The following is a 23,943-nucleotide window of genomic DNA, read 5'->3' as shown; positions in this document are numbered from 1 at the left end:
AATGGATTGTCCTGTTATTCAATTAGCAAAAGAGCTTATCTCACGCCCTTCAGTTAGCCCTGATGATCAGGGCTGCCAAGCCTTACTCACCGAGAGACTACAAAAAATCGGTTTTATCGTTGAAGCGATGCCTTTTGGGAAGACTCTCAATTTTTGGGCGCACCGCGGTACAGGGACAACATTAGCATTTGCAGGCCACACGGATGTTGTCCCTGCGGGAAATGGCGCAAGTTGGCAAACACCACCATTCACCCCGACAATTATTAATCAACATCTATATGGTCGCGGCGCCGCAGATATGAAAGGTTCTGTTGCTGCAATGGTTGTCGCCGCAGAGCGTTTCGTTAAAAAACACCCTGACCACCAAGGTCGTTTAGCCTTTTTAATCACTTCGGATGAAGAGGCCGATGCCCACGACGGTACAGTCAAAGTTGTCGAAACACTGATACAGCGTAACGAAAAGGTTGATTATTGCTTAGTGGGTGAGCCCTCAAGCCAGTCGAAGCTCGGTGATATCATCAAAAATGGCCGCCGCGGGTCAATTACTGCTGATTTAACCGTGCTTGGTACTCAAGGCCATGTTGCCTACCCGCACCTTGCCGATAACCCTGTCCACCGTGCAACGGCCTTTTTACAAGAGTTAACCACGACAATATGGGACAACGGCAATGCATTTTTCCCAGCTACCACAATGCAAGTTGCCAATATACACGCAGGTACAGGGGCGAGTAATGTCATTCCAGGTGAGTTATTTGTCCAATTTAACTTCCGTTTTAGTACAGAATTAACTGATACTGCAATTCGTGACAGGGTCACGGATATGTTATCTCGCTATGGATTGAAATATAAAATTAAATGGTCGCTATCTGGCCAACCATTTTTAACTGATAGTGGCAAGTTAGTCTCGGCTACCTTACAAGCAATCCAAGAATTAACAGGCTACACGGCTGAGTTATCCACCAGCGGTGGAACCTCTGATGGACGTTTTATTGCACAAATGGGCACGCAAGTTATTGAACTAGGACCATTAAATGCCACCATTCATAAAGTCGATGAATGCGTTAGCGTGGATGATTTACAACAGCTGGCACTGATTTATGAACGGATAATGGAGCAGCTAGTCCTATGATCACAATTGAAATGCTGACAGGCCGTTCGACGGATCACTTAGTCACTCTTGGTGGTCCTCACCGTTTGCAATTTAATACAACTAAAGCCTTCCTTGCGATGCAGCAAACCGCTGCAAAAGCGGGCTTTAAATTGCAATCGGCAAGTGCATTTCGTGATTTTGCACGACAACAACTGATCTGGAATGAGAAGTTTGCAGGTAAACGCCCTGTTCTAGACACTCACAGTCAGCCCCTTGATATTACTCAGCTTTCAGAAGGCGAACTGTGTGAAGCCATTTTGCATTGGTCTGCGTTACCCGGTGCAAGTCGCCATCATTGGGGGACCGAAATTGATGTTTATGACCCCCTACGCATTCCTGTGGGGCAAACATTGCAATTAGAGCCTTGGGAGTATGAACCTGGAGGTTACCTTTCCCAGTTAAATGATTGGTTGTCAGACAACATGGCTACTTTTGATTTTTACCGCCCTTTCACGGCGAAAAATGCGGGTGTTGCCTATGAACCTTGGCATATTAGCTATTGGCCGCTTTCACATGAAGCGGAACAATTATTGACACCAGATGTTATCAAACAAGTGTTAGAACAAGAAGATATCTTGGGAAAGAACTGGTTAATCAGCAACCTAGATTATGTTTTTAACCGCTATATTAAAATTCCAGAGTAACATTTAACCCCTTCCTTTTTATTACCCCCATAAACCCAATATGGGCCTATGGGGTTGTTTTATCACGCGTCGGTATGGGCTCTTCAACAACGGGAAGCCGATACATAAAAATAAGCAACCAGCAAAGTAATCCAAATAAACCAATTTTCAACCACAAATAGCTCACAACCCAAATCGATAACGAAAAGGTAAGCAAAATTAAGGTAATCGCTTTAGGTTTAGCGCCTTTTGGTAGCCCTTTGTGCTTCTGCCAATGACGTAGATAACCACCAAACCATGAGCGATACAAAAGCCAATGATGAAAACGTGGTGAGGAACGCGAAAAGCACCATGCCGCTAATAATAAAAATGGCGTTGTGGGTAAGACAGGCAATACCACGCCTGCAAATGCAAGCGCCACAGCCAGCCAACCGAGTATAATAAGAAGGATTTTTTTCAAATTTGCCTGCGCTCCTTTGCAAACTCATACAAAAGTAAAAACCCTGATAAACATGTGGTAACTCACAGTAATATCAATGATATACTGTAATCGTAAACGTGTTTAATGAAAAGTCGCTTTTCCCTGTTTAAACCCATCAGTGAAATCGTTGGTTTATATCGTGCAGTGCTCATTAGTGGTATAAACGTTATAAACTCACACAGCGACAAAGTAAAAATGATAAATGGTGATAAAAAATGCAATGGTTAGCAGACTACTGGTGGATAATTCCGCTTCTCTTGGTTGGGCTGATTTGGAATTCCGTCAAAGAAATGATGAAGCTTGACCCTAAAAAGTTTCTTGATGATAAACCCGAGATCCCTCCCCACAAAGATAATAACCATTTGTGGGATGATGAAGATGATTGGCCTAAGGACAAGAAGTAGTCACCTTTTGAATAATCTCTGATAATAATGCTGGCTGGTATTGCCTAACAAAAATACCAACCTGCGCTCTCACTCTGTTTAACCACTGTTTTTGCCCTGTTAGCTTAAATTCTTCGCAAATTTCCGCTAATGACTGCCCCTGTTCAAAGTAATCTCGTAAAAGAGGCGCAGGATCAGAAATCTGAGTTAAAAGACGTAAAATGGCACTTTGGCTGGCCGAAACTGGCCGTTTAAACTCACTAAAACCAATTAGTTCAACCCAATCCTCTTGTTTAAGTTGCTGGTCACCCGTTGAACGAAGGGAAAATGCAGTTAGATCTGTTCGCCAGTGGAGATCCCGCTGAAGCAAAATTTCACCCTGCTCACATAATTGCTTAGATCTTGATGATAGAGGTAAAACCGCCATCGCCGTATAACAGCCACTACTGGCTTCTTTCTGAGAACCAATTCGAATAAGTCTAAACCCAGCTTTTTGCCAAAACTTAAGTAAATCAGGCGTTAAACCAAAACTCACAGAAAGAAAGTCAACATGTTGTGCGATACAATTCTGTTTTTGCTGTTCAAGTAGCGTCAGGCCAATTTGCTGTCGCCGATAATGGGCATCAACAGCAATGCGCATCACCCGTTGCGATTTCCACTGTGCAGCTTGCGGAAAATAACTGTGCGCGGCTAATGATTGGGCAACTAAATTCCCGCGAGGACGACGTAGTCCTGCCCAAATTTGCCAACTCAACGATTCATCTAATGAACCCTCATCCACCATCCATAGCGCCCCTAAAAAACGCTCATCACTTGGTTGGCTAAACGCAGCTATAAAATGCTGTTTTGTTGCATCTAATAAGCGGCGTAAATCTAATGGTGAGGTTCGATAATGAGCGCTCATTAATAAGCCATAAAAGGACGCTAATTTGCGTTCATCTGTTGCTAACTCACTTTGACTAACTGATTGATATTCAACACTCGCATTCGGTATAAAAGTTGCATTTGGCTCTTGTAATAATAGAGCCTCATTGAGCCAGTTTTCGAGCGGATCATGGCGTGCAAAACGAATAGGCTCATCAAGATTTAATCGTATGAATGTGGGTAAGCTTGCACAAAATTTCAACATAAAACCGCGCCCAGTCCCTTCATAGCCATCAACCGTGGTTGTTAATAATACCCGAGGAAAATAATCAACCAACTGGCGTAATAGATAATTTGGGATAGCCGCGGCTTCATCAATAATCAGCCAATCTGCGGTTATTTTATGCCCTGTTTGGCAATAAGTGAGTAACGCATCTGGTGCCCAAAAATGTAATGGTTTAACCGCATGTTGTGCGAGCACTTCAGTGGATGCTTTCGCTGGCGCACAACACCAACACTCGCCTTGCCATTGTTGTATGAGCTGACCCGCCACTGTTGATTTCCCACGGCCTCTTGGCGCAATGATCCCCCAAACGCCTGTGGTAGCAGATAATAATTGGTTCAAGACTTGTTGCTGTTGCTTTGTTAATTGCCCTGTAGGCGGTAACCAAGTAGGATAATTATTCAGCAATTTTATGTTTGGGTTATTACCTTGCTGGTAAAAAATAACGCCTTCCGAGTTACTCATTGTGCGTTGTAAATGGTGAACAAAATTGGGCGTTGGAATAATGCCATGCTGTTCATTCCAGCGTAAGCTGTCAATATCAGGATGGTTCGGCCAAACCTCTTGCCGAACAGTACAAAAAACCAGCAACCCACCTGCCTTTAACGTGCCAGATAGCATGGCAAGGGCTTCACTGTGCACGCCTCTGCGTGCATCAAAAACACCATGCAAGAACTCACGCCCCAGCAATAAATGGGCATTTTCTGGTCGCTCACTATTGGGTAATTCTGAAGAAAGAGTGACCCAATCCCCAGTTAAATTGGTTTTTATTTCAATTAATTGATGAGTAATCCATTTATCATCGCCAGATAAAACTAACAAGCGACGAAAACCCAATATACGCAGCTGCTCAACGCAGGCAGACAGTAAATCATTCATGAGGTGATTAAGATTTCCCAATTAATAATGATAATATCCCTGCGGCAATCAACGGCCCAACAGGCACACCTCTAAATAAGGCAACCCCAATCACGGTGCCAACAAGCAGCCCAGCGACAGTCGAGGGTTGGTTTGACATTAATGCCACCCCACGGCTCCCTAACCAAGAAACCGCAATACCAATGACGATTGCCAGAATAGATTTCCAATTTAAAAATGACCCCAGTACTTCACCCGCACTGATTTTGCCACTCGCAATGGGCGCCATGACCCCAATAGTTAAAATCAGGATCCCGATGGTTAACCCATATTTCTCAATCCATGGGAAGTAATTATTGAGTGGTGTTATCCGGACAACCAATAAAAATAACATAGCAAGTGTTACGGTCATATTATGGCTAATAATCCCTAACCCAGCTAAGACCAAAAGAATGATTAATGTGGGGTCAACGTGACTCATAGATTTTTCCCTGTAAAACTGGCAATTTTTTGTGAGCAGTAAAATAACTTATTTTAAAACATGTTATTGACACATTAGTTAAGAAGCAAACAATTACATCAACTCTTTTTGTTATTAACCCTATCCAGTATTAGACTCGTGGTTTTTATTCACCCAGACATTACATTTCAAATACTCATCAGTAACAGTTATCACTTTAATTTCTATTCGTTTGTTTTATACTGCCAGCAAACAGACTCAACATAAGAATTTTTTATGAATATAACGCGAGAAAAACTCACTTTACCTGTAAATGCCAGCAAACTGTTATTGCACTCCTGCTGTGCCCCTTGCTCAGGGGAAGTCATGGAAGCCATTCAGGCCTCTGGTATTGATTATACAATTTTCTTTTATAACCCTAACATCCATCCTAAAAGAGAATATTTAATCCGCAAGGAAGAAAACATTCGCTTTGCTCAAAAACATAACATTCCATTTATTGATGCTGATTATGATACCGATAATTGGTTTGAACGCGCAAAAGGAATGGAAGATGAGCCTGAGCGTGGAATTCGTTGCACTATGTGTTTTGACATGCGTTTTGCACGCACTGCATTGTATGCCGCCGAAAATGGGTTTTCTGTGATCTCCAGTTCACTTGGGATCTCGCGCTGGAAAGATATGCAGCAAATCAATGATTGCGGTAAACGTGCCGTTGCACCTTATGAAGGTATGCAATATTGGGACTATAACTGGCGCAAAAAAGGCGGCTCTGCTCGGATGATCGAAATAAGTAAACGTGAGCAGTTTTATCAACAAGAATACTGTGGTTGCATTTACTCATTGAGGGATACGAATAAACATCGGAAGTCCCAAGGGCGAGATATAATTAAAATTGGCGTTCTCTATTACACGCCATAGCAAATTTCCCTCCCAGCATAATCCATGGCAAACCATCAAAATGTAAAAACAAACCATGATTGTGCTGTTTTTTCACATCGAGGGAATAAACTTAAACTAAATTCTCGGAATATTCATCATTCTTTAATTTTTAACTAATCCTTTTTTTTGATTTTCCACACCATAAACACCAACTTGCAGTGTGTTTTCCTGAAGTTTGCCTCAAATGGCCTATCCCCCCAGAAACCCTTCAATTATTGCGTATAATGCCCCTGAGTAATCAATACACAAAAACTTATAACCTAGCATTATTTATCATTTTAATGTTTTACATGGTTGTGCGACATTGCGCACAATTTCAGCTCTAGGATTGAAAACATGACCCAAACATTATCCCCTTATTCAAACGCGCGTTTTATTGCTGTGCGTTTGCTTCCAGGTGAAGACGTTTTATTAACGTTAAGAAAACAAATTGCTTTGCATGGGTTCCAAGCCGCTTTTATAGCAGGTTGTGTCGGGAGCTTAACAAATGTTGCGTTACGTTTTGCAGGACAAGAAGATACAAATCACACCTGTGGGAAATTTGAAATTGTCTCGTTAATTGGCACCTTAGAAGCCAGTGGTGAGCATCTTCACATGTCCGTTTCTGATGAAAATGGTCAGATGCATGGTGGACATATGATGCCGGGCTGTAGCGTTAGAACCACATTGGAGTTAGTCATTGGCGAACTTGAAAATATCGCCTTTACACGAGAACCCTGTGCTCTTTCAGGTTACGAAGAGCTTGTTGTTATTTCACGTTGATTTTCATATTTTATTTTTGCAAGGAATGGTTTTCTTATGAGTAAGTCATCGTTTATTTCCAGTCGTACACTGACGCTAATTGTTTTTTCAATCGCGATCAACATGGTTGTTGGCCAATTAAGCTCCATGTTAAAACTGCCTATTTTCCTCGATTCTATTGGCACTATTATTTGTGCATTACTCGCGGGGCCTTGGGCCGCATTAACAACTGGTCTACTCACTAACTTATTATGGGGATTATTAAGCGGGCCTATTGCAGCAGCTTTTGCCCCCGTCGCAATGATGATTGGGTTAAGCGCTGGCCTATTAGCCCGTGCTGGCGGGTTTCGTACGCTACCAAGAGTGATTTTATCAGGTGTCGTCATCACCTTTGCATTAATGATTGTTGCTGTGCCAATTCGTACTTACTTGTTTGGCGGAACAACCGGTAGCGGTGCAGACTTCTTTGTTGCTTATTTCCATGCTGTAGGCGACAACTTACTTGAATCCGTTGCAATTACAGTATTAGGTGCAAATATTGCCGATAAAATTATCTCCGCACTTATCGCATGGTTATTGGTTCGTCAATTACCTGAGCGCGTACAGCGTAACTATCCTAATATGGCGAAGGTGCGTTAAATGCACCCTTTTACCTCACTAACCGTATGGCTTTGGCTCAGTGCCAGTGCCATATATTTGCCGCTGGGCTGGCCATTGGTTCTGCTGGGGTGCAGCACGTTTATTGCTTTATTATCGTGGCAACCCGCTCGCTTTCGCTGGAAATTTGTCGCGTGGTTTATGCTCCCGATGGGGTTAGGTTTATGGCTGATACACGGGGGCTGGTTAGCGCAATTACTGACGGGTGAAACATTGAAAAATAGCCGTCCTGAGTTTGCTTTATCTTTATGGTTTAAGCTACTCACCATCATCAGTGCTTCCCAGATCTGGCTACAATATGTTCCAACCGAGCGGTTTATCCGTGCTTTATTCGCTAGCAGGCTACCTGCTAGCTTTTCTTACCTTCTTGCTGGGCCTCTATTGCTTGCTGAACAACTTAAGCAACAACTGAATATTATCCGTGAAGCACAGTTAGCAAGAGGCGTTCCCCTTGATGGAAATTTTTGGCAACGATGCACTTCATTACCTGCCATTTTGTTCCCCTTAGCTAGCAATACATTAAGTGAGTTAAGTATTCGTGGCGCAGCACTGGATATGCATGCTTTTCGTTATAGTGCCAAACGCACAACATTAAACCCGCCAGTGGATAACCTCTGGCAAGTTGTATTACGTTACAGCCTGTTATTAATGATATTTATTGAAGGTGGGTTAGCTCTGTGGTGGTAAATTTACAGCAAATGCAATTTATTCCCCAAGGTGCGCAGCAACCTTTACTTGGGCCCATTGATCTCCAGCTTAATGCAGGACAGTGGCTTTGCATATTAGGGGGAAACGGTAGTGGAAAAAGCACATTAGCGCAGCTTCTTGCCGGTTGGCATGGGGATTTATTGCACGGTGAATTAACAGGGTTAACCGAAGTATTACAACAACCGCTAGTCAATAACTCATTAGTCCAAACATCTGTTACGCGCCAATATATTCAGCAATCACCGCATTTACAGCTTTCAGGCTGCACATTTACGGTTGAACAAGAAATAGCTTTTGGTCCCGAAAACTTAGGCCTTACTGAAAGTGAAATTACCCAGCGCGTAGAGTATGCCATCGCCTTCACGTTTTGTGAGTCTCTCAGGCATCGGCACCCTGCGACCTTATCTGGTGGCGAAGCACAGCGTGTTGTGTTGGCGAGTGCCCTAGCTATGCGCCCACAATTATTGTTGCTGGATGAGGCTTTTAGTCGACTGACGCCCAGTGCGACTGGGCGACTATTAACTCAATTGAAACACTATTCGATTCAAACAAATTGCAGCGTCATATTATTTGAGCGTAATTTGTTACCTGCTATCAGTTTCTGTGAGGATTTTCTGTTACTCAGTACTGGTTGCGTATTTGTCGACGCAGGGAGAACAATTTCCAAAGGCGCTTTAGAGACCGTTTTTCCCCACACACTACCCTCAATTAATATGCCCGATGCATGGCGCGTGGTCGGTGAGTTAGTCAAAACCAACAAATGGCAAAGCGTAATTCCTCGAAATGAAACTCAATTAGTGAATGCGTTTAAGGAGTTATATGCTAGAGCTCAATGACTTAAGTTACCGCTGGCCAAGCTCAGATATCGATAATATTGCTGATTTGTCGTTCAGTGTGCAAGCGGGGGAATGGGTTGCCCTTGTCGGTGATAATGGCGCGGGGAAATCCACACTCTTACGGCTTCTTGCTGGGTTATTATCCCCTAATCAGGGTAATTTACGGCTGCATGATCAGCAACTTGTCCAATTAACGGCCCCAGAACGCGCTAACCAAGTCGGTATCTTATTCCAAGAGGCTGAAAAGCAAATTTTCCACAGCACGGTTAAAGCAGAGGTCGCTTTCGGGCTAAAGCGACAAAAGCTGGCAAAAGAGGTCATTGCTGAACGCGTACAAAATGCGCTGGAGCTTTGCCACTTAGCTGATGTAGCTGAAAAACACCCTCTTGACCTTCATGCGGGGCAACGCAGAATGGTTGCGGTTGCCTGTTTAGAGGCTGTTTCGCCACCACTTTTATTACTTGATGAACCTAGCCGCGATTTTGATGCGTTATGGATGCAGCGGTTTGAAAACTGGCTAAATTTACAACGAGATAAAAATACGACCATTGTGGCGATTAGCCATGATTTTGATTTTGTAGCACGTCATTTTAAACGAGCGCTACATTTATCTCATGGAAAACTGATTGCTGACGGCTCACCGATTGAGGTGCTCAATCACCCTGCATTGCAAGTTGAGTCTGCTCTTCCTGCCCCTACTTTGATTTCATTGAGTCAAACATTGGCATTATCATCTGAATCAGTCACACCTAAAACATGGGTTAAAAATTTCATTTCCCCCTGATTAGATAAAAAAATAGCCTGCTAAGCAGGCTAAAGTCGTTCTATTTATAGGAAATGATTAATCTAATTGAACCCCGATGCGGCGCGCAACTTCTTCATAAGCTTCGATTAAACCACCAAGACTTTGGCGGAAACGGTCTTTATCCATTTTATTTAAGGTTTCTTTATCCCATAAACGGCTACCGTCTGGGGAGAATTCATCCCCCAGAACGACTTGGCCATTGAATAAGCCAAACTCCAGTTTAAAATCAACTAAAATCAAACCTGCATCTGCAAAAATCTTACTTAACACATCGTTGGCTTTGTAGCTAAGTTCACGCATTTTGGCGAGGTTTTCTTTACTCACCCAACCAAAGGTTTCACAGTAAGATTCGTTAACCATTGGGTCGTGTTTAGCATCATCTTTTAAGAATAAGTCAAATAGAGGTGGGTTTAACACCATCCCTTCTTCAACTCCTAAGCGTTTCACTAATGAACCTGCGGCACGGTTACGGATCACACACTCAACCGGCACCATGTCTAATTTTTTGACTAATGCTTCGGTGTCAGACAGCAGCGCTTCCATTTGTGTTGGAATACCCGCTTCTTCTAACTTGGTCATAATGAAGTGGTTAAACTTGTTATTGACCATGCCTTTACGGTCAAATTGCTCGATACGCTCACCATCGAGTGCTGATGTATCATTACGGAATTCCAGAACTAACAGGTCAGGATCCTCAGTGGTATAGACAGTTTTTGCCTTGCCACGATACAACTCAGCTTTCTTTTGCATCTTACACACTCCAGAGATGTGATTAAACTATAGAGAAAAACAATACATGAATAGATTTTGTGGCACTGTTTTGCAGAACACAAAATTAACGGGAGATAGAAAACGAATAAAATCGCCCTTTCACTGTTAATTTTTTGCTCTGTTTCAGTCAGTTAGCCATCAAACCATGCAACTTATCTAACTTACTGATATTCAATATTTTATCTTTCAATGCCTATTATGATAATAAAATTTCCCGCTTGACGCAAACGATTACTTAGCGATAAACACTGATTTTTTGTCCATTTGTTTTTTCTATTGAAGTCATCATTAATAATGGGAGGAGTTAAAATGAAGAATCCGCCTTTAATTTGCTAATAACTAATTAGCTAGCTATATCTTTGATAACAAAAGGAAGCGGCATAATGAATAAACTGATTAATAATCAGAGTTATTATTTGGATTGGTTCAGTGGTGATTGACTAATAACAACTAATTTATGTGGATGAATATCCTTGTCTTTCCCCCAGTACACGTCCATCCAGTTAAGGTAAAAATCCTCCATATTGGCAATACGGGCAAGGGGCCTCTCTTCTTCTTCGCCATTAGAGGCGTAGACAAAGTAATGATTAAAAAATGCCCAGTTAATCATATTCTCCCAAAAACGTTGCCCATCTTCAGTTTGTTCTTCATCCGTCACCATAATATTGTATGTGTTAAGCAAATAAACGAAGAACCTTTCAGGTAAATCCTTAATGGTCGCTTTATGATCAGGTGCAAAAGTTCGCCACACTTTAACCTGAGTACACGTGGTTTTCCCTATTACAATATCCTGTCGAAATCGCAGTTCAACCAAGTACACCGTTTCAGGCTTCTCGCCTTCGGCAATTAAGCGGTACTGATCCTTCTTTCGTGATTTCACTAACCGATAGCCTTCGGGTAAGGCAAAATTAGGAAGTACAAATTCACTCACACCTTCTGTTAAAAAACGTAGCGTGTCTTCGACATTTCGGCGGGTAATGCGTAATTTTTGGTTAAATTCCGTCCCTGAAATTTTTCTTGGCATAATATCGCTGCTACCGTCTTTTATGGGTTTCGTCGAGTGATTATGCACGTTTCACCTCCGCGCTGTTATTGATATTAAATGAAGTATATCCGAAAAATTGCTGGTGATAAATTCATCAAAATATACGCTAGCTGTATCGATTATTAATATAGCTAATCGAACATTATTATTTGTTTATCCATAAAAAAACCGCGGCTAACAGAGCCACGGTTTCTATTTTTAACGACCAAAACGGCGTGATTATTTCTTTGCAGGGGCTTTACTAAACGCCGCTTTTAATGCTGCAACCATTTCGTCATTTTGTTTCTGCGTTAACGCAACGCCTTTTGTCGAAATAAACTGCAACGTACTACGGTTGTTTAAGTCACCCACTTGCACTTTATAGTCTGCTTCTGGCACTGTTGGGTCATCAATACCCAGCGCTTGCCACTCAGAACTGCTTAAGCCTTTGTAAGTTACCATCACAGAACCCGTAGAACGCGTGCGGTCACCTACTTTCATACCCACGCTTTCTAAGGTGTGTGGTAAGCGTTCCCAAACAGCATCAAACGGCGCACGGACAACAATCAGTGGTAAACCTGTGTCATCGCTGCCAGTTTGTACATCAATGATGCCATAAGCGTTTTGCAGGCTGTTTTTGTTTGATGTATCACGTAACGCATACAAGTTGTCAGTTAATTCATTTAATAACAATTTGTTATAACGCTGAATTTCAACGACATCCGTAATGGTTTCATCCCCTTGGCGCATACCTAAGCTCGTCACCGTCAAGGCAATCATGCCATTTTCAGGTTTAACTGACACTTTATGACGGCTTTCCATTGGGACGTTTTCATCTGCACGATCCCATTTTACCCAATCGGTTTCAATAGAATGCGTACCGTCATCTTTCGAGGAAACTGGAATACCTCGTTGCTCTAAGATCATCGTAACTTGTGACCATAGAGCACTGTTTTCAGGTGTATTTTCTAGCAACAAACGGCTTGCCTCGGCGCTATCTTCCGTGCGCGAACCCGCTAATTGCGAAATCGTCAGTACTGGTGGACGAATATCCAACGCTTTTCCAACTGGACCTGTTGACGTCGTTTTTGGAATGTCATATTCACCATTTTGTGCAGGCAATGTAATCCCTTGCGGCACATTTAACACTTTCAATGGCGCGGCGTTAAGATATTCCTCATCACCACTGACCTGACGTTTATAGCGCTGATCGCTGGAGCAGGCTGCCAGTAACACAACAAGTGACAGGCCAGCAACCTTCATAACCTTCGATTTTTGCAATAATGTTGCCATTAAAATTCCCTAAATTTTACAGTAACCCAGCGAGTTTTAAAGCGTCCTCAACTTTTTGCTGGCCTGCGGCAGTTAACGGTGTCATAGGTAACCGTAATGTTCCATCTGCAATCAGACCTAAGCGATGACAACCCCATTTCGCTGGAATTGGATTCGGTTCAACAAATAACTGCTGGTGTAAGCCCATCAGTTTTTTATTTAATTCACGCGCCTCAGTATATTTGCCTGCAAGCGCTAAGTCACACATTTTTACCATCTGCGCGGCAGCAACGTTCGAAGTCACTGAAATAACGCCCTTTCCGCCCAGTTGCATGAAATCAAGTGCGGTCGCATCATCACCAGTTAGCAGCACAAAATTATCATCAACCAGCTCTTTGATTTGATGAACACGTGCTAAGTTCCCTGTCGCTTCTTTAATTGCGACAATATTCGCCAATTTTGCTAAACGCCCCACAGTTTCTGGTAACATATCGCAACCAGTACGTGATGGTACATTATAAAGAATTTGTGGCAAGCTCGTGTTTTCTGAAATTGCTTTAAAGTGTTGATATAACCCTTCCTGAGAAGGCCTATTATAATATGGCGTTACGGTCAGGCAAGCAACTACACCACTGTTTTCAAAATCATTTGTCAGCGAAATTGCTTCTGCAGTTGCATTCGCCCCCGCCCCTGCAATAATCGGGATACGCCCATCAGCCAGCTCTAATGTTGCTTTCACAACATCCACATGCTCTTTATGCGTTAACGTCGCAGACTCACCAGTAGTACCAACAGAAACGATGGCTGTTGTGCCGCTTTCAACATGGTAATCGACCAATTTCTTTAAACTGGCTTTATCTAAGCGCCCAGCTGAGTCCATTGGTGTGATAACGGCAACAATGCTTCCCGTTAAAAAATCTTTGTAGTTTGCGTTTCCATTAGCCATAGCGATACCCCTTAAATAATTGAACCTCCATGTTACGTTTTCATTTCCAAGAAGAAAACCACCCAACAGCAAGATTTTAATGAATTTTGTTAATGCCAGCGTAGTTAACTTAAATAGAAGTAATAATTCACTGACTTTTCTCGCAAGAGTGAGTGACACCTCTTGGCAGATGTCACTTTTTATGGTTTCCTTATTCAAAGTGTGCGTCAGTTTTTATAGTCTCGTTTTAAGGCTATATTTTAATCAAATGTTTAACTGGCATAATCAAAAAAATAAGGAATAGACTTTGCCTAAGACTGAACAGCAATTTCTTGTCATTACTGCGCTGGGAACAGATCGTCCGGGCATTGTGAACACGATTACACGCCTTGTTAGTGAGTGTGACTGTAATATTGAAGATAGTCGCTTAGCGATGTTTGGCAAGGAATTTACCTTCATTATGATGTTATCGGGTAGCTGGAATGCGATTACCCTGCTTGAGGCAACTTTGCCACCCAAGGGGGCTGAACTCGACTTGCTGATCGTCATGAAGCGAACCCAAAGTGTTCAAATAACCTATTACCCATCTACAGTTACTGTGAATGTAGTTGTCGATGATGCACCTCGAATTGTCGAGCAATTCACAAATTTATTTACAACTTCACAATGCAATATCGCAGAACTTGTTTCTAAGACTCAACCAGCCAATAATGACATGCCTGCTCAACTGGAAATTCAGATTACTGCACATGACCCGTTGGACGACAATGGCATAATTATAAAGAATAAATTTCAACAACTATGTACAATGCTAAATGCCAAAGGCAACATCAGTATTGTTAACAACCCCAATATGCAGAGTTAACGGAGATATATGTAATGAACCCATTGAAAGCCGGTGATAAGGCGCCACAATTTAGCCTTCCTGACCAAGATGGTGAGATCATCAATCTTTCTGATTACCAGGGTCAGCGCGTATTAGTTTACTTTTACCCGAAAGCGATGACTCCCGGCTGTACTGTTCAAGCGTGCGGCTTACGTGATGAGATGGATACACTCAAAGCAAAAGGCGTCGAAGTTTTAGGGATTAGCACAGATAAACCAGAGAAACTGTCGCGTTTCGCTGAAAAAGAAATGTTGAATTTCACGCTGTTATCCGATGAAGACCACCAAGTGTGCGAGCAATTTGGCGTTTGGGGCGAAAAGCAATTTATGGGGAAAACCTACGATGGGATCCACCGTATTAGTTTCTTAGTCGACCCAACAGGGAAAATCGAACATGTTTTTGATGATTTCAAGACCACCAACCACCACGAAATTGTTCTCGCGTACATCAACGCAAACGCATAATATTTTATAATTCAGTAGTGCTGTATATCCCATACAGCACTATAATTGATTATTTATTTAGCCGCTTCGACTGGCTCTTCTGGCCAAACATGGATAACCGCTTTAATTAAGGTCGCCAACGGGATCGCAAAGAAAACACCCCAAAAGCCCCATAACCCGCCAAATACCACCACGGACAAAATAATTACCAATGGATGCAAATTAACGGCCTCTGAAAATAGTAATGGCACCACAACGTTGCTATCCAGCCCTTGAATAACTAAATAAACTAACATCAAATACCAAAATTCACTACCAATGCCGTATTGAAACAATGCAACAATAACGACAGGAATAGTAGCGGCTACCGCTCCAATATAGGGGATCAGCACCGCGACACCCACAAGCACCGATAACAACACGGCATAACGCAAATCAAAATAGGCAAAGCATAAATAGGTTGCGACGCCGACTATCACCATTTCTGTCACTTTACCGCGTAGATAATTGGTTATCTGTTCGTTCATTTCAACCCAAACTTTCCCCACCAACAAACGGTTTTTAGGTAGCAATTTTAAAAAACTGCGGCTAATACGTTCTTTATCTTTTAGAAGAAAAAAGGTCATTAATGGCACTAATACTAAATACACTGCGAGGGAAAAAATCCCTATTAATGATGCCACCGATGCCTTAACCACCGAGTCTGCAATCCCTGACAAACGACTACGCAGATTGTCTGCCATCATATCAATTATTCCCACGTCAACTAATGCAGGGTATTGCTCAGGCAGTTTTTGCGCAAATTCATTGAAGCGGTTAACCATGCTTGGCAGATCGGACATCAAATTAATGCCTTGTTGCCATGCCGTTGGCGCAATAATTAAAATAACCATGGCACTTATTCCGGCAAACAAGGTCAAAATGATACTGACGGCAAGTGCACGGGAAAACCCAGCACGCTGTAGCATATTTGTTGGCCATTCAAGCAAATAGGCCAAGGCAATTGCCACTAGCAACGGAGCCAGTATACTGCTGAAAAAGAAGATGATCACAAAACCTGAGACCAGTAATGTAAACAGTGCCACGGCTTGTGGGTCGGCAAAACGCCGACGGTACCATTGTAAAAACAATTCCAGCATGTGTTGCTCCTGAGGAATTAATGCGAAGGACAGTTCCTAAATTAACGAAAATTATACCGAATAACAGATTTTACGATAGCTTTTGCTATCATGTGTTTTAAACTTTTCGAGTTATTTAATGCCTTGCGTTTATATGCTCGAAATAAAGTTGGTACTTACCCTAAATTCTAAACGTTGTATGGGATACTCACGTTTCATGAAAAAAAAATTGAAATACCCACTATTAGCTTTCATGATCGCAGCACTTATGAATGGTGCCGTATTGCCTGCTTATAGTGCGATTGAAGATACCTTACCCGACATTGGTACCACTGCGGGCGGTACGCTCAGTATTAATCAAGAAATCATTATGGGTGATGCCATTACCCGGCAAATTCGTGCCAGCACACCACTGATTTACGATCCTCTTTTAACTCAGTATGTTAACAAGATTGGCATGCGCTTAGTAAAGAATGCGGACTCAGTTAAAACCCCGTTTAAGTTTTATTTAGTCAATAACCCAAATATCAACGCCTATGCCTACTTTGGCGGCAACGTGGTGCTGCATTCTGCCTTATTCCGTTATAGTCAAAATGAAAGCCAGCTCGCGTCGGTAATGGCGCACGAAATTTCCCACGTCACGCAAAGACACCTTGCGCGAATGATGGAAGACCAAAAAAGCACCACGCCGTTAGCTATTGCAGGGACAATCGGCTCACTCCTTTTAGTGATGGCCAACCCACAAGCGGGCTTTGCTGCACTGACAAGTACGATGGCGGGTGTGCAACAAGGGATGATCAGTTTCACCCAAGCAAATGAACAAGAAGCAGACCGTATTGGTCTGCAAACATTGCGTCGCTCTGGTTTTGACCCTCATGCGATGGCGGATTTTATGCAAACCATGGCTGACCAAACCCGCTATATGTCTAAACCACCTGAAATTTTGTTAACGCACCCCCTTCCCGACAGCCGTTTAGCGGATGCGCGTAACCGTTCAAGCCAATTACCCAAAGTTAGCGTACCTTCATCTTTAGATTTTATGTTAGCCCGTGTCCGTATTTTAGCCATGTATGGCACCGAGCAAAAACATGCCCTTGACCAGATCATTGAAAATTACGAAAAAGGCACGTCAAATGAACAACTCGCTGCGCAATATGGTAAGGCACTGATCCTTTCACAGGATAAAAAATATGCAGATGCAGGAAAAATCCTCACTGAGCTGCTAAATAAACAGCCGGATAACCCGTGGTTTATCGATAGCATGACTGATATCGACATTGAACAAAACCAAGCAACGAAAGCGGTTACTCGTTTGCAAAATGCGCTAAAAAAATCACCGAAAAATACCGTATTTATTGTTAACTTGGCGAATGCATTAATCAACAACCATCAGTATAAAGAAGCGACTACGCTACTGAACAAATATACCTTTGATTACCCTGATGACCCGATTGGTTGGGATTTGCTGGCTGAAGCGTCAGCTAAGCAAGGCAATCGCCCGGAAGAGCTTGCCGCTTATGCAGAAGGCCTCGCACTTCGTGGTGGTTATGACACGGCAATCAATTACTTAAGTGATGCCAGCCGCCAAAGCCGTTTAGGCAGTTATGAACAACAACGTTACGATGCACGTATTGATGCATTGAGAAAACTACAATTACGTGATGAAAACGCAAAACCGTAAGGACTCAAAAATGACGGATCCAATTAAGATTTACCATAACCCACGTTGCTCGAAAAGCCGTGAAACCTTAGCGCTTTTAGAAGAAAAAGGGGTCTCACCAACGGTGGTTGAATACTTAAAAACAGCACCGACTGCTGCTGAGATTAAAAAATTACTGAAAATGTTAGGTTTTAAAGATGCACGTCAATTAATGCGTACGAAGGAAGATCAGTATAAAGAGTTGAATTTAAGCGATGACAGCTTAACACAAGATCAACTCATTAAAGCGATGCATGAAAACCCTAAATTGATTGAACGCCCTATTGTGGTTAAGGGTGATAAAGCCCGTTTAGGCCGCCCACCAGAGCAAGTGTTGGAGATTTTGTAAAAATTCCTCTTAATAAGCAAAAACCAGTCTCACTGAAAAATTAAGACTGGTTTTTTGTTATTTCTGACCTTTATATTCCATATAGCTCAGTATGGTAAAAAAAAAAGCAGTGGAAAAACCCACTATATTTGAAATTATTATTGCTTCAATAAAGTCACTTTTACCATAAGAAAATTTACCAACCTTATAGAGTATATTTAATTGGTTAATTAATTGGCTTATGACTATAACGCCAAAAAAATAACAAATAAACTTAAATAAAAATAGATAAAGTACAACAAAATTTTCATTTATTCATTATCTCCTTTTAAGTTGTCATCTATATTTTTCTTAGTTAATTCTGATGATACAGCACTCTTAGCACTACCAATAATATTAGGGTACTTAGATTGTTTTGGCGGGATTGTTTTGGCGGAGCAGATATGGATGGCATATGTGTTAAAAATCGTTCTTTCAGCCCACTAGACCACGTATTCATTTTCTTATCTAATAATTGAGTTGTTTTTTGTCTGAAATAATGAAGAGCTTGCTGTTACTGTAAAAGAACCTATATATTCCCTTTCGTTCATGATTTGATTTCCTTACTTTATTTTATAGTAAAGAAAAATCTAAAATACTATTTTTTTATAGTCAACTAACCATATCTTTTATATTTATTATTTTAAATACCATTGCCATTCAAGTTTAAGGCTATTTTAATAATTAAGACAGTAATACTACTATAGTTTGAGGATATCTTTAACAAACGGAATGGTGAGTTTGCGCTGGGCAACAATCGAGGCGTGATCGAGCTTGTTGAGAATATCAAACAACGTGCCCATTTTTCTGTCGAGGCGTTTAAGCACAAAACGGCATACATCTTCAGGCAATTCAAAACCACGCATGCGAGCACGTAATTGTAAGGCGTAGATTTTATCTTCATCACTTAATGGATGCAGTTTGTAAATTTGCCCCCAGTCAAGACGAGAAGCTAAATCAGGCAATTTGAGGTCAATCTGACGAGGTGGGCGATCACTGGTGATCAACAAACAGGTACGGCCAATTTCGAGAATACGATTATATAAATTGAAAATCGCCATTTCCCATTCTTCATCCCCTGCTATGCATTGAATGTTATCAATACATACCAGTGATAGGTTTTCCATGCCTTCAAGGACATCAGGCACAAAATAGGCACGTTTATCTAACGGAACATAACCAACAGCAACGCCTTGCTCTGAAAGCTCTGCACATGCAGCATGGAGTAAATGGCTTTTTCCGCCACCTTCACGTGACCAATAATAAATGTAGCTACCGTGGGCTTGGTTAATTGCAGATTTGATAGCAGATAGCAACGCATCATTTTCCCCTGCATAAAAGCTGGCAAAGGTTTCATCATCCGGTAGATAAAGTGGTAGTGAAAGCTGTGATGGTGTGTTCAGAATCGCCTCTGGCTGTACAAATCAATTTTCGCTAAACAGTTTACCACAAAAAAAGCGATTAGATGAACAGGATCCCGTTCAATTGCCGCTGCTTTAACCACAGCGGCAATTGTCTGAAATTAAAAAATGCGCTTACTTATCGTTATTTAGCTCTTTAACTTCGCTGTTAATAAACTGCTTTTCAGGGCGGACAAAGGTAATAAAGCGGAACAGCAATGCCATAAAGATCCCGACTATAGTCGCTAATGCCATCCCTTTTAATTCAGCTTGCCCAATGTGAATAACCGCACCACTCACCCCGATAATCAAGATCACAGAAGTTAAAATTAAGTTTTGTGGTTTATTGTAATCAACCTTCGAATCAATCAGGACACGAATACCTGATGCACCGATGACTCCGTACAATAATAAAGAAACACCGCCCATCACTGGTACAGGCACTAATTGGATAGCCGCAGCTAATTTACCGATACACGATAACAAAATCGCAATAATCGCCGCCCCACCGATAACCCAAGTACTGTAAACCTTAGTAATCGCCATCACGCCGATGTTTTCACCATAGGTGGTGTTTGGCGTTGAGCCGAAGAAACCAGATAACACTGTTGAGAAACCGTTAGCAAACATCGAACGGTGTAAACCTGGGGACTTCATTAAATCCCGCTCAACGATATTGGCCGTAACCACTAAGTGCCCTACGTGTTCTGCGATAACCACTAATGCCGCAGGTAAAATAGTGAGGATAGCAAACCACTCAAAACGTGGGGTATAGAATGTTGGGATAGCAAACCAAGGCGCTTCAATCACTGGGGTGAAATCCACAATGCCCATAAAATATGACAATGCATACCCCGTTAAGAACCCGATTAAAATAGGGATAATCGATAAGAACCCGCGGAACATGACCGCACATAAAATGGTAACCGATAACGTGGTTAATGAAATGATTAAAGTGTTGGTATCAACCGCAGCACCATCTTTTGGCAGTAAACCTGCCATACCCGCTGCCGTTTGTGCGAGCTCTAACCCGATAACGGCAACAATCGCCCCCATCGCTGCAGGTGGGAACATGACGTTGATCCAGCCCCTTCCCGCCACTTTGACAATTAACGCCACAAGGCAAAACAGCACACCACAAATAATAAAGCCACCAAGTGCCAGTTCATAACCTAATGGCAGTAAAATCAGCACCGGTGAAATAAAAGCAAAACTTGACCCTAAATATGCAGGGATCTGGCCTTTACAGATAAAGAGGTAGATTAATGTCCCTATGCCGTTAAACAGCAAGATTGTTGCTGGGTTTACACCAAACAAAATGGGTACGACAACGGTTGCGCCAAACATCGCAAAAAGATGCTGAAAACTCAGTGGAATGGTTTGTAGTAATGGTGGCCTTTCTTCAACACCAATGGTGCGACGTGTCATTTTAGCTTATCCCCTTTTAGCTATGATTTATGCAAGCCCCTTAAGGCTTGCAAACGTTTCATCTCATTCAATAAATCAAAAAAAAGCCGACTTCTCAGTCGGCTTATTTTTATTTAGTACCAAATATCTTATCGCCCGCATCACCGAGACCCGGAACAATGTAACCTTCTTCATTGAGATACTGGTCAATGGAAGCCGTATACAGTTCAACATCTGGGTGGACTTTCTCTAATGCTTTGATCCCTTCTGGTGCCGCAACTAAAACTAAAACTTTAATTGACTTACACCCTTCTTTTTTCAGTAAATCGATAGTTGCGATCATCGAACCACCCGTTGCCAACATAGGGTCAACAACTAACGCCATACGCTCATCGATATCTGAAGTCAGTTTTTGGAAATAAGGGACAGGTTGCAGTGTTTCTTCATCACGATAAACACCAACCACACTGATACGTGCGCTAGGAATGCTTTCTAATACACCATTCATCATACCAATACCTGCACGGAGAATTGGTACTACGGTGATTTTCTTACCTTTAATTTGTTCTATTTCGACAGGACCACACCAACCATCAATAGTCACTTTTTCAGTTTCTAGGTCAGCGGTTGCTTCATAAGTCAGTAGGCTACCAACCTCTGAGGCCAGTTCACGAAAGCGTTTGGTGCTTATATCATGATCTCGCATCAGGCCAAGTTTATGTTTAACGAGAGGGTGTTTTACCTCAACGATCTTCATGGGTTTCTCCTACTATTTTAGACGCTGGCGGACAAAAAAATCGCGGGATTATAACTCTTTTAACCATGAATGCCACTAGATTACGTTTGATTTTGGTCAAAACATCAACGATTAGGCAAACTTTTTTAAAATAGTATACCCCATATCGGTTAAGTTGCATGTTGATGATCTCCTGAATTTATTTTTTTGCCAATATTTAAATACCACGCACATTTCACCTTGTGAACACGCTCACTTTCTGCCATTTCTAGCCATAATAATTTTCATTCACAAAGCTATCGCAAACGTTTGCTTTGCCTGTTAGAATACGGCCCATGATGTTATTTTTCTCAAAAATGTAATTGCCTTGGGGGCCGTAGTGACTGATAAAACCTCTCTCAGCTATAAAGATGCCGGTGTCGATATTGATGCAGGTAACGCACTGGTTGAACGTATTAAAGGTGTTGTAAAAGAAACGCGTCGTCCCGAAGTGATGGGGGGTCTTGGTGGGTTCGGTGCATTATGTTCCCTGCCACAAAAATACCGCGAGCCTGTACTTGTTTCAGGTACCGATGGTGTTGGTACAAAATTACGTCTGGCAATGGATTTAAAACGTCACGATTCAATCGGAATTGACCTAGTTGCTATGTGCGTCAATGACCTTATTGTTCAAGGGGCTGAGCCATTATTCTTCCTTGATTACTACGCAACAGGTAAATTAGACGTTGATACCGCTGCCAGCGTCATCACAGGGATTGCTGAAGGCTGTAAACAATCTGGCTGTGCATTAGTAGGTGGTGAAACTGCTGAAATGCCGGGTATGTACCATGGTGAAGACTATGACGTTGCAGGCTTTTGCGTCGGTGTGGTTGAACGCTCTGAAATCATTGATGGCAGTAAAGTCAGCGCAGGGGATGCATTAATCGCCCTCGCCTCAAGTGGTCCTCATTCAAACGGCTATTCATTAGTGCGTAAAATTTTAGAAGTCAGCAAAACGAACCCAGAAACCGAACAATTAGATGGTAAATCATTGGCTGACCATTTATTAGAACCAACACGTATTTATGTGAAAAACGTGCTGGAACTAATCGCGAAGAATGACATCCATGCGATTGCGCACATTACGGGTGGCGGCTTCTGGGAAAATATCCCCCGCGTTCTTCCTGATAACACCCAAGCCATTATCGATGGTAGCAGCTGGCAATGGCCTTCTGTTTTCAGCTGGTTACAACACGCTGGTGATGTTAGTACCCATGAAATGTACCGCACCTTTAACTGCGGTGTTGGGATCATCATTGCTCTGCCACAAAGTGAGGTCAACGGCGCATTAACGTTATTAACATCACTGGGTGAAAATGCATGGCAAATTGGCTCAATCGGCCAATTACCTGCCGGTGAAGAGCAGGTTGTGATCCGCTAATGAAAAAAATTGTTGTCCTCATTTCTGGCAGTGGCAGTAACTTACAATCGATCATTGAAGGTTGCCAATCAGGCACGATAAAGGGTCGAATTGTTGCCGTAGTGAGCAACCAAAGCACGGCTTATGGGCTAGTGCGGGCACAGCAGGCAGGGATCCCTGCCGCTTTCCTTGATGCAAAAACGTATGCAAATCGCCAAGCCTATGATGCCGCTTTATTATCGCTTATTGAGCAGTACCAGCCCGATTTAGTGGTCTTAGCTGGGTTTATGCGTATTTTATCCCCTGAATTTGTGACTCATTTCACAGGGAAATTACTCAATATTCACCCTTCTTTATTACCTAAATACCCTGGGCTACATACTCATCGTAAGGCCTTGGAAAATGGCGATAAAGAACACGGCACTTCCGTTCACTTTGTCACTGAAGAATTAGACGGCGGCCCTGTAATTTTACAAGCTAACGTGCCTGTTTTCCCTGAAGATACCGAAGAAGACCTGATTGAGCGCGTGAAAACGCAAGAGCATGTTATCTACCCTCTGGTTGTACAATGGTTTAGTGATAACCGCTTAACGATGGTCGACGGTAAAGCCGTATTAGATGGCAAAGCGCTCCCCCAACAGGGTTATGCTAATGAGTAGTTTATTTACTGTATAAATAACGAATTAAAGGGTGGAATTTCCACCC

The 23,943-nt window shown here is 42.2% G+C and carries 26 protein-coding genes; 15 read left to right on the top strand and 11 right to left on the bottom strand.

Translation table 11 applies throughout. From position 1 onward, the window contains the following. Position 1: 1 nt before the first annotated feature. Together dapE and ABWP91_RS00375 are read left to right on the top strand one after the other, a co-directional pair. Entirely contained in the window at positions 2–1,129 is a 1,128-nt protein-coding gene (dapE, locus tag ABWP91_RS00380; protein ID WP_353241493.1) for a succinyl-diaminopimelate desuccinylase, read from the top strand. Beyond that, the gene (locus ABWP91_RS00375) at positions 1,126–1,794 is read left to right on the top strand and encodes a M15 family metallopeptidase (protein WP_353241492.1); all 669 of its coding nucleotides are present in this window, start codon (positions 1,126–1,128) and stop codon (positions 1,792–1,794) included. Before dapE ends, ABWP91_RS00375 begins: the two co-directional genes overlap by 4 nt. 46 nt (positions 1,795–1,840) lie before the next feature. On the opposite strand, the gene ABWP91_RS00370 is transcribed toward ABWP91_RS00375, so the two are convergent. Beyond that, the gene (locus tag ABWP91_RS00370) at positions 1,841–2,233 is read right to left on the bottom strand and encodes a DUF454 family protein (protein ID WP_353241491.1); all 393 of its coding nucleotides are present in this window, start codon (positions 2,231–2,233) and stop codon (positions 1,841–1,843) included. 236 nt (positions 2,234–2,469) lie between these two features. On the opposite strand from ABWP91_RS00370, the gene ABWP91_RS00365 reads away from it, so the two are divergent. Further along, positions 2,470–2,658 carry a YpfN family protein gene (locus ABWP91_RS00365; protein WP_353241490.1) on the top strand — a complete coding sequence of 63 codons (189 nt, stop codon included), beginning with the start codon at positions 2,470–2,472 and terminating at the stop codon, positions 2,656–2,658. Here the strand turns inward: ABWP91_RS00365 and ABWP91_RS00360 are convergent. Both ABWP91_RS00360 and ABWP91_RS00355 read right to left on the bottom strand, forming a co-directional pair. Further along, positions 2,642–4,663, bottom strand: a complete 2,022-nt coding sequence (locus ABWP91_RS00360; RefSeq protein WP_353241489.1) for a tRNA(Met) cytidine acetyltransferase TmcA — start codon at positions 4,661–4,663, stop codon at positions 2,642–2,644. The genes ABWP91_RS00365 and ABWP91_RS00360 overlap by 17 nt on opposite strands. Before the next feature lie 7 nt (positions 4,664–4,670). Next, complete coding sequence (locus ABWP91_RS00355; RefSeq protein WP_219247534.1) at positions 4,671–5,123, bottom strand: DUF441 domain-containing protein; 453 nt, start codon at positions 5,121–5,123, stop codon at positions 4,671–4,673. A gap of 255 nt (positions 5,124–5,378) precedes the next feature. On the opposite strand from ABWP91_RS00355, the gene ABWP91_RS00350 reads away from it, so the two are divergent. From ABWP91_RS00350 to ABWP91_RS00325, 6 genes are all read left to right on the top strand, one after another. Next, a complete protein-coding gene (locus tag ABWP91_RS00350; protein WP_353241488.1) occupies positions 5,379–6,023 on the top strand; it encodes an epoxyqueuosine reductase QueH in 645 nt (214 codons plus the stop codon). A 357-nt stretch (positions 6,024–6,380) separates the two neighbouring features. Then, a complete protein-coding gene (locus ABWP91_RS00345; protein ID WP_353241487.1) occupies positions 6,381–6,806 on the top strand; it encodes a PPC domain-containing DNA-binding protein in 426 nt (141 codons plus the stop codon). Between the two features lie 36 nt (positions 6,807–6,842). Beyond that, positions 6,843–7,424, top strand: a complete 582-nt coding sequence (locus ABWP91_RS00340) for an ECF transporter S component (RefSeq protein ID WP_353241486.1) — start codon at positions 6,843–6,845, stop codon at positions 7,422–7,424. Further along, positions 7,425–8,129: an energy-coupling factor transporter transmembrane component T gene (locus ABWP91_RS00335; RefSeq protein WP_353241485.1), complete on the top strand. Its 705-nt coding sequence runs from the start codon at positions 7,425–7,427 to the stop codon at positions 8,127–8,129. It abuts the gene before it with no gap. Continuing rightward, positions 8,120–8,986: an energy-coupling factor ABC transporter ATP-binding protein gene (locus ABWP91_RS00330; protein ID WP_353241484.1), complete on the top strand. Its 867-nt coding sequence runs from the start codon at positions 8,120–8,122 to the stop codon at positions 8,984–8,986. Before ABWP91_RS00335 ends, ABWP91_RS00330 begins: the two co-directional genes overlap by 10 nt. Beyond that, on the top strand, positions 8,970–9,770 hold the full coding sequence (locus ABWP91_RS00325) for an energy-coupling factor ABC transporter ATP-binding protein (protein ID WP_353241483.1): 801 nt from the start codon (positions 8,970–8,972) through the stop codon (positions 9,768–9,770). The genes ABWP91_RS00330 and ABWP91_RS00325 overlap by 17 nt, the downstream gene beginning before the upstream one ends. Positions 9,771–9,827: 57 nt before the next feature. On the opposite strand, the gene purC is transcribed toward ABWP91_RS00325, so the two are convergent. From purC to dapA, 4 genes are all read right to left on the bottom strand, one after another. Continuing rightward, the gene (gene purC / locus ABWP91_RS00320; RefSeq protein ID WP_353241482.1) at positions 9,828–10,541 is read right to left on the bottom strand and encodes a phosphoribosylaminoimidazolesuccinocarboxamide synthase; all 714 of its coding nucleotides are present in this window, start codon (positions 10,539–10,541) and stop codon (positions 9,828–9,830) included. Between the two features lie 433 nt (positions 10,542–10,974). Continuing rightward, the gene (locus ABWP91_RS00315; protein WP_353241481.1) at positions 10,975–11,634 is read right to left on the bottom strand and encodes a hypothetical protein; all 660 of its coding nucleotides are present in this window, start codon (positions 11,632–11,634) and stop codon (positions 10,975–10,977) included. Positions 11,635–11,826: 192 nt separating this feature from the next. Next, complete coding sequence (bamC, locus tag ABWP91_RS00310; RefSeq protein ID WP_353241480.1) at positions 11,827–12,879, bottom strand: outer membrane protein assembly factor BamC; 1,053 nt, start codon at positions 12,877–12,879, stop codon at positions 11,827–11,829. Between the two features lie 16 nt (positions 12,880–12,895). Further along, positions 12,896–13,804 (bottom strand): 4-hydroxy-tetrahydrodipicolinate synthase, encoded by a 909-nt coding sequence (gene dapA, locus ABWP91_RS00305; protein ID WP_219247522.1) that lies wholly within the window; start codon positions 13,802–13,804, stop codon positions 12,896–12,898. Between the two features lie 286 nt (positions 13,805–14,090). On the opposite strand from dapA, the gene ABWP91_RS00300 reads away from it, so the two are divergent. Together ABWP91_RS00300 and bcp are read left to right on the top strand one after the other, a co-directional pair. Beyond that, positions 14,091–14,648 (top strand): glycine cleavage system transcriptional repressor, encoded by a 558-nt coding sequence (locus ABWP91_RS00300; protein ID WP_353241479.1) that lies wholly within the window; start codon positions 14,091–14,093, stop codon positions 14,646–14,648. 14 nt (positions 14,649–14,662) lie between these two features. Further along, positions 14,663–15,133 carry a thioredoxin-dependent thiol peroxidase gene (bcp, locus tag ABWP91_RS00295; protein WP_206086558.1) on the top strand — a complete coding sequence of 157 codons (471 nt, stop codon included), beginning with the start codon at positions 14,663–14,665 and terminating at the stop codon, positions 15,131–15,133. Positions 15,134–15,186: 53 nt separating this feature from the next. Here bcp and ABWP91_RS00290 read toward each other — a convergent pair whose 3' ends face one another. Next, complete coding sequence (locus tag ABWP91_RS00290) at positions 15,187–16,251, bottom strand: AI-2E family transporter (protein ID WP_353241478.1); 1,065 nt, start codon at positions 16,249–16,251, stop codon at positions 15,187–15,189. 196 nt (positions 16,252–16,447) lie between these two features. Between ABWP91_RS00290 and bepA the strand changes: the two genes are divergently transcribed. Together bepA and arsC are read left to right on the top strand one after the other, a co-directional pair. Then, entirely contained in the window at positions 16,448–17,911 is a 1,464-nt protein-coding gene (bepA, locus tag ABWP91_RS00285) for a beta-barrel assembly-enhancing protease (RefSeq protein WP_353241477.1), read from the top strand. Between the two features lie 10 nt (positions 17,912–17,921). Beyond that, entirely contained in the window at positions 17,922–18,278 is a 357-nt protein-coding gene (gene arsC / locus ABWP91_RS00280) for an arsenate reductase (glutaredoxin) (protein ID WP_353241476.1), read from the top strand. A 719-nt stretch (positions 18,279–18,997) separates the two neighbouring features. Here arsC and hda read toward each other — a convergent pair. The 3 genes from hda to upp form a co-directional block, all read right to left on the bottom strand. After that, a complete protein-coding gene (gene hda / locus ABWP91_RS00275; protein ID WP_273803179.1) occupies positions 18,998–19,702 on the bottom strand; it encodes a DnaA inactivator Hda in 705 nt (234 codons plus the stop codon). A gap of 129 nt (positions 19,703–19,831) precedes the next feature. After that, a complete protein-coding gene (gene uraA / locus ABWP91_RS00270) occupies positions 19,832–21,124 on the bottom strand; it encodes a uracil permease (RefSeq protein ID WP_353241475.1) in 1,293 nt (430 codons plus the stop codon). A gap of 109 nt (positions 21,125–21,233) precedes the next feature. Beyond that, the gene (upp, locus tag ABWP91_RS00265; RefSeq protein WP_047757238.1) at positions 21,234–21,860 is read right to left on the bottom strand and encodes a uracil phosphoribosyltransferase; all 627 of its coding nucleotides are present in this window, start codon (positions 21,858–21,860) and stop codon (positions 21,234–21,236) included. Positions 21,861–22,218: 358 nt separating this feature from the next. Between upp and purM the strand changes: the two genes are divergently transcribed. Next, the gene (purM, locus tag ABWP91_RS00260; RefSeq protein WP_353241474.1) at positions 22,219–23,259 is read left to right on the top strand and encodes a phosphoribosylformylglycinamidine cyclo-ligase; all 1,041 of its coding nucleotides are present in this window, start codon (positions 22,219–22,221) and stop codon (positions 23,257–23,259) included. Beyond that, positions 23,259–23,897: a phosphoribosylglycinamide formyltransferase gene (gene purN / locus ABWP91_RS00255; protein ID WP_353241473.1), complete on the top strand. Its 639-nt coding sequence runs from the start codon at positions 23,259–23,261 to the stop codon at positions 23,895–23,897. The genes purM and purN overlap by 1 nt, the downstream gene beginning before the upstream one ends. Positions 23,898–23,943 lie beyond the last annotated feature (46 nt).

This window comes from Providencia sp. (assembly GCF_040396775.1).
In the GTDB taxonomy this organism is placed as follows: domain Bacteria; phylum Pseudomonadota; class Gammaproteobacteria; order Enterobacterales; family Enterobacteriaceae; genus Providencia.
The sequence above is the reverse complement of the archived record's forward strand: the minus strand, read 5'-3'. Positions and strand labels throughout refer to the sequence as shown.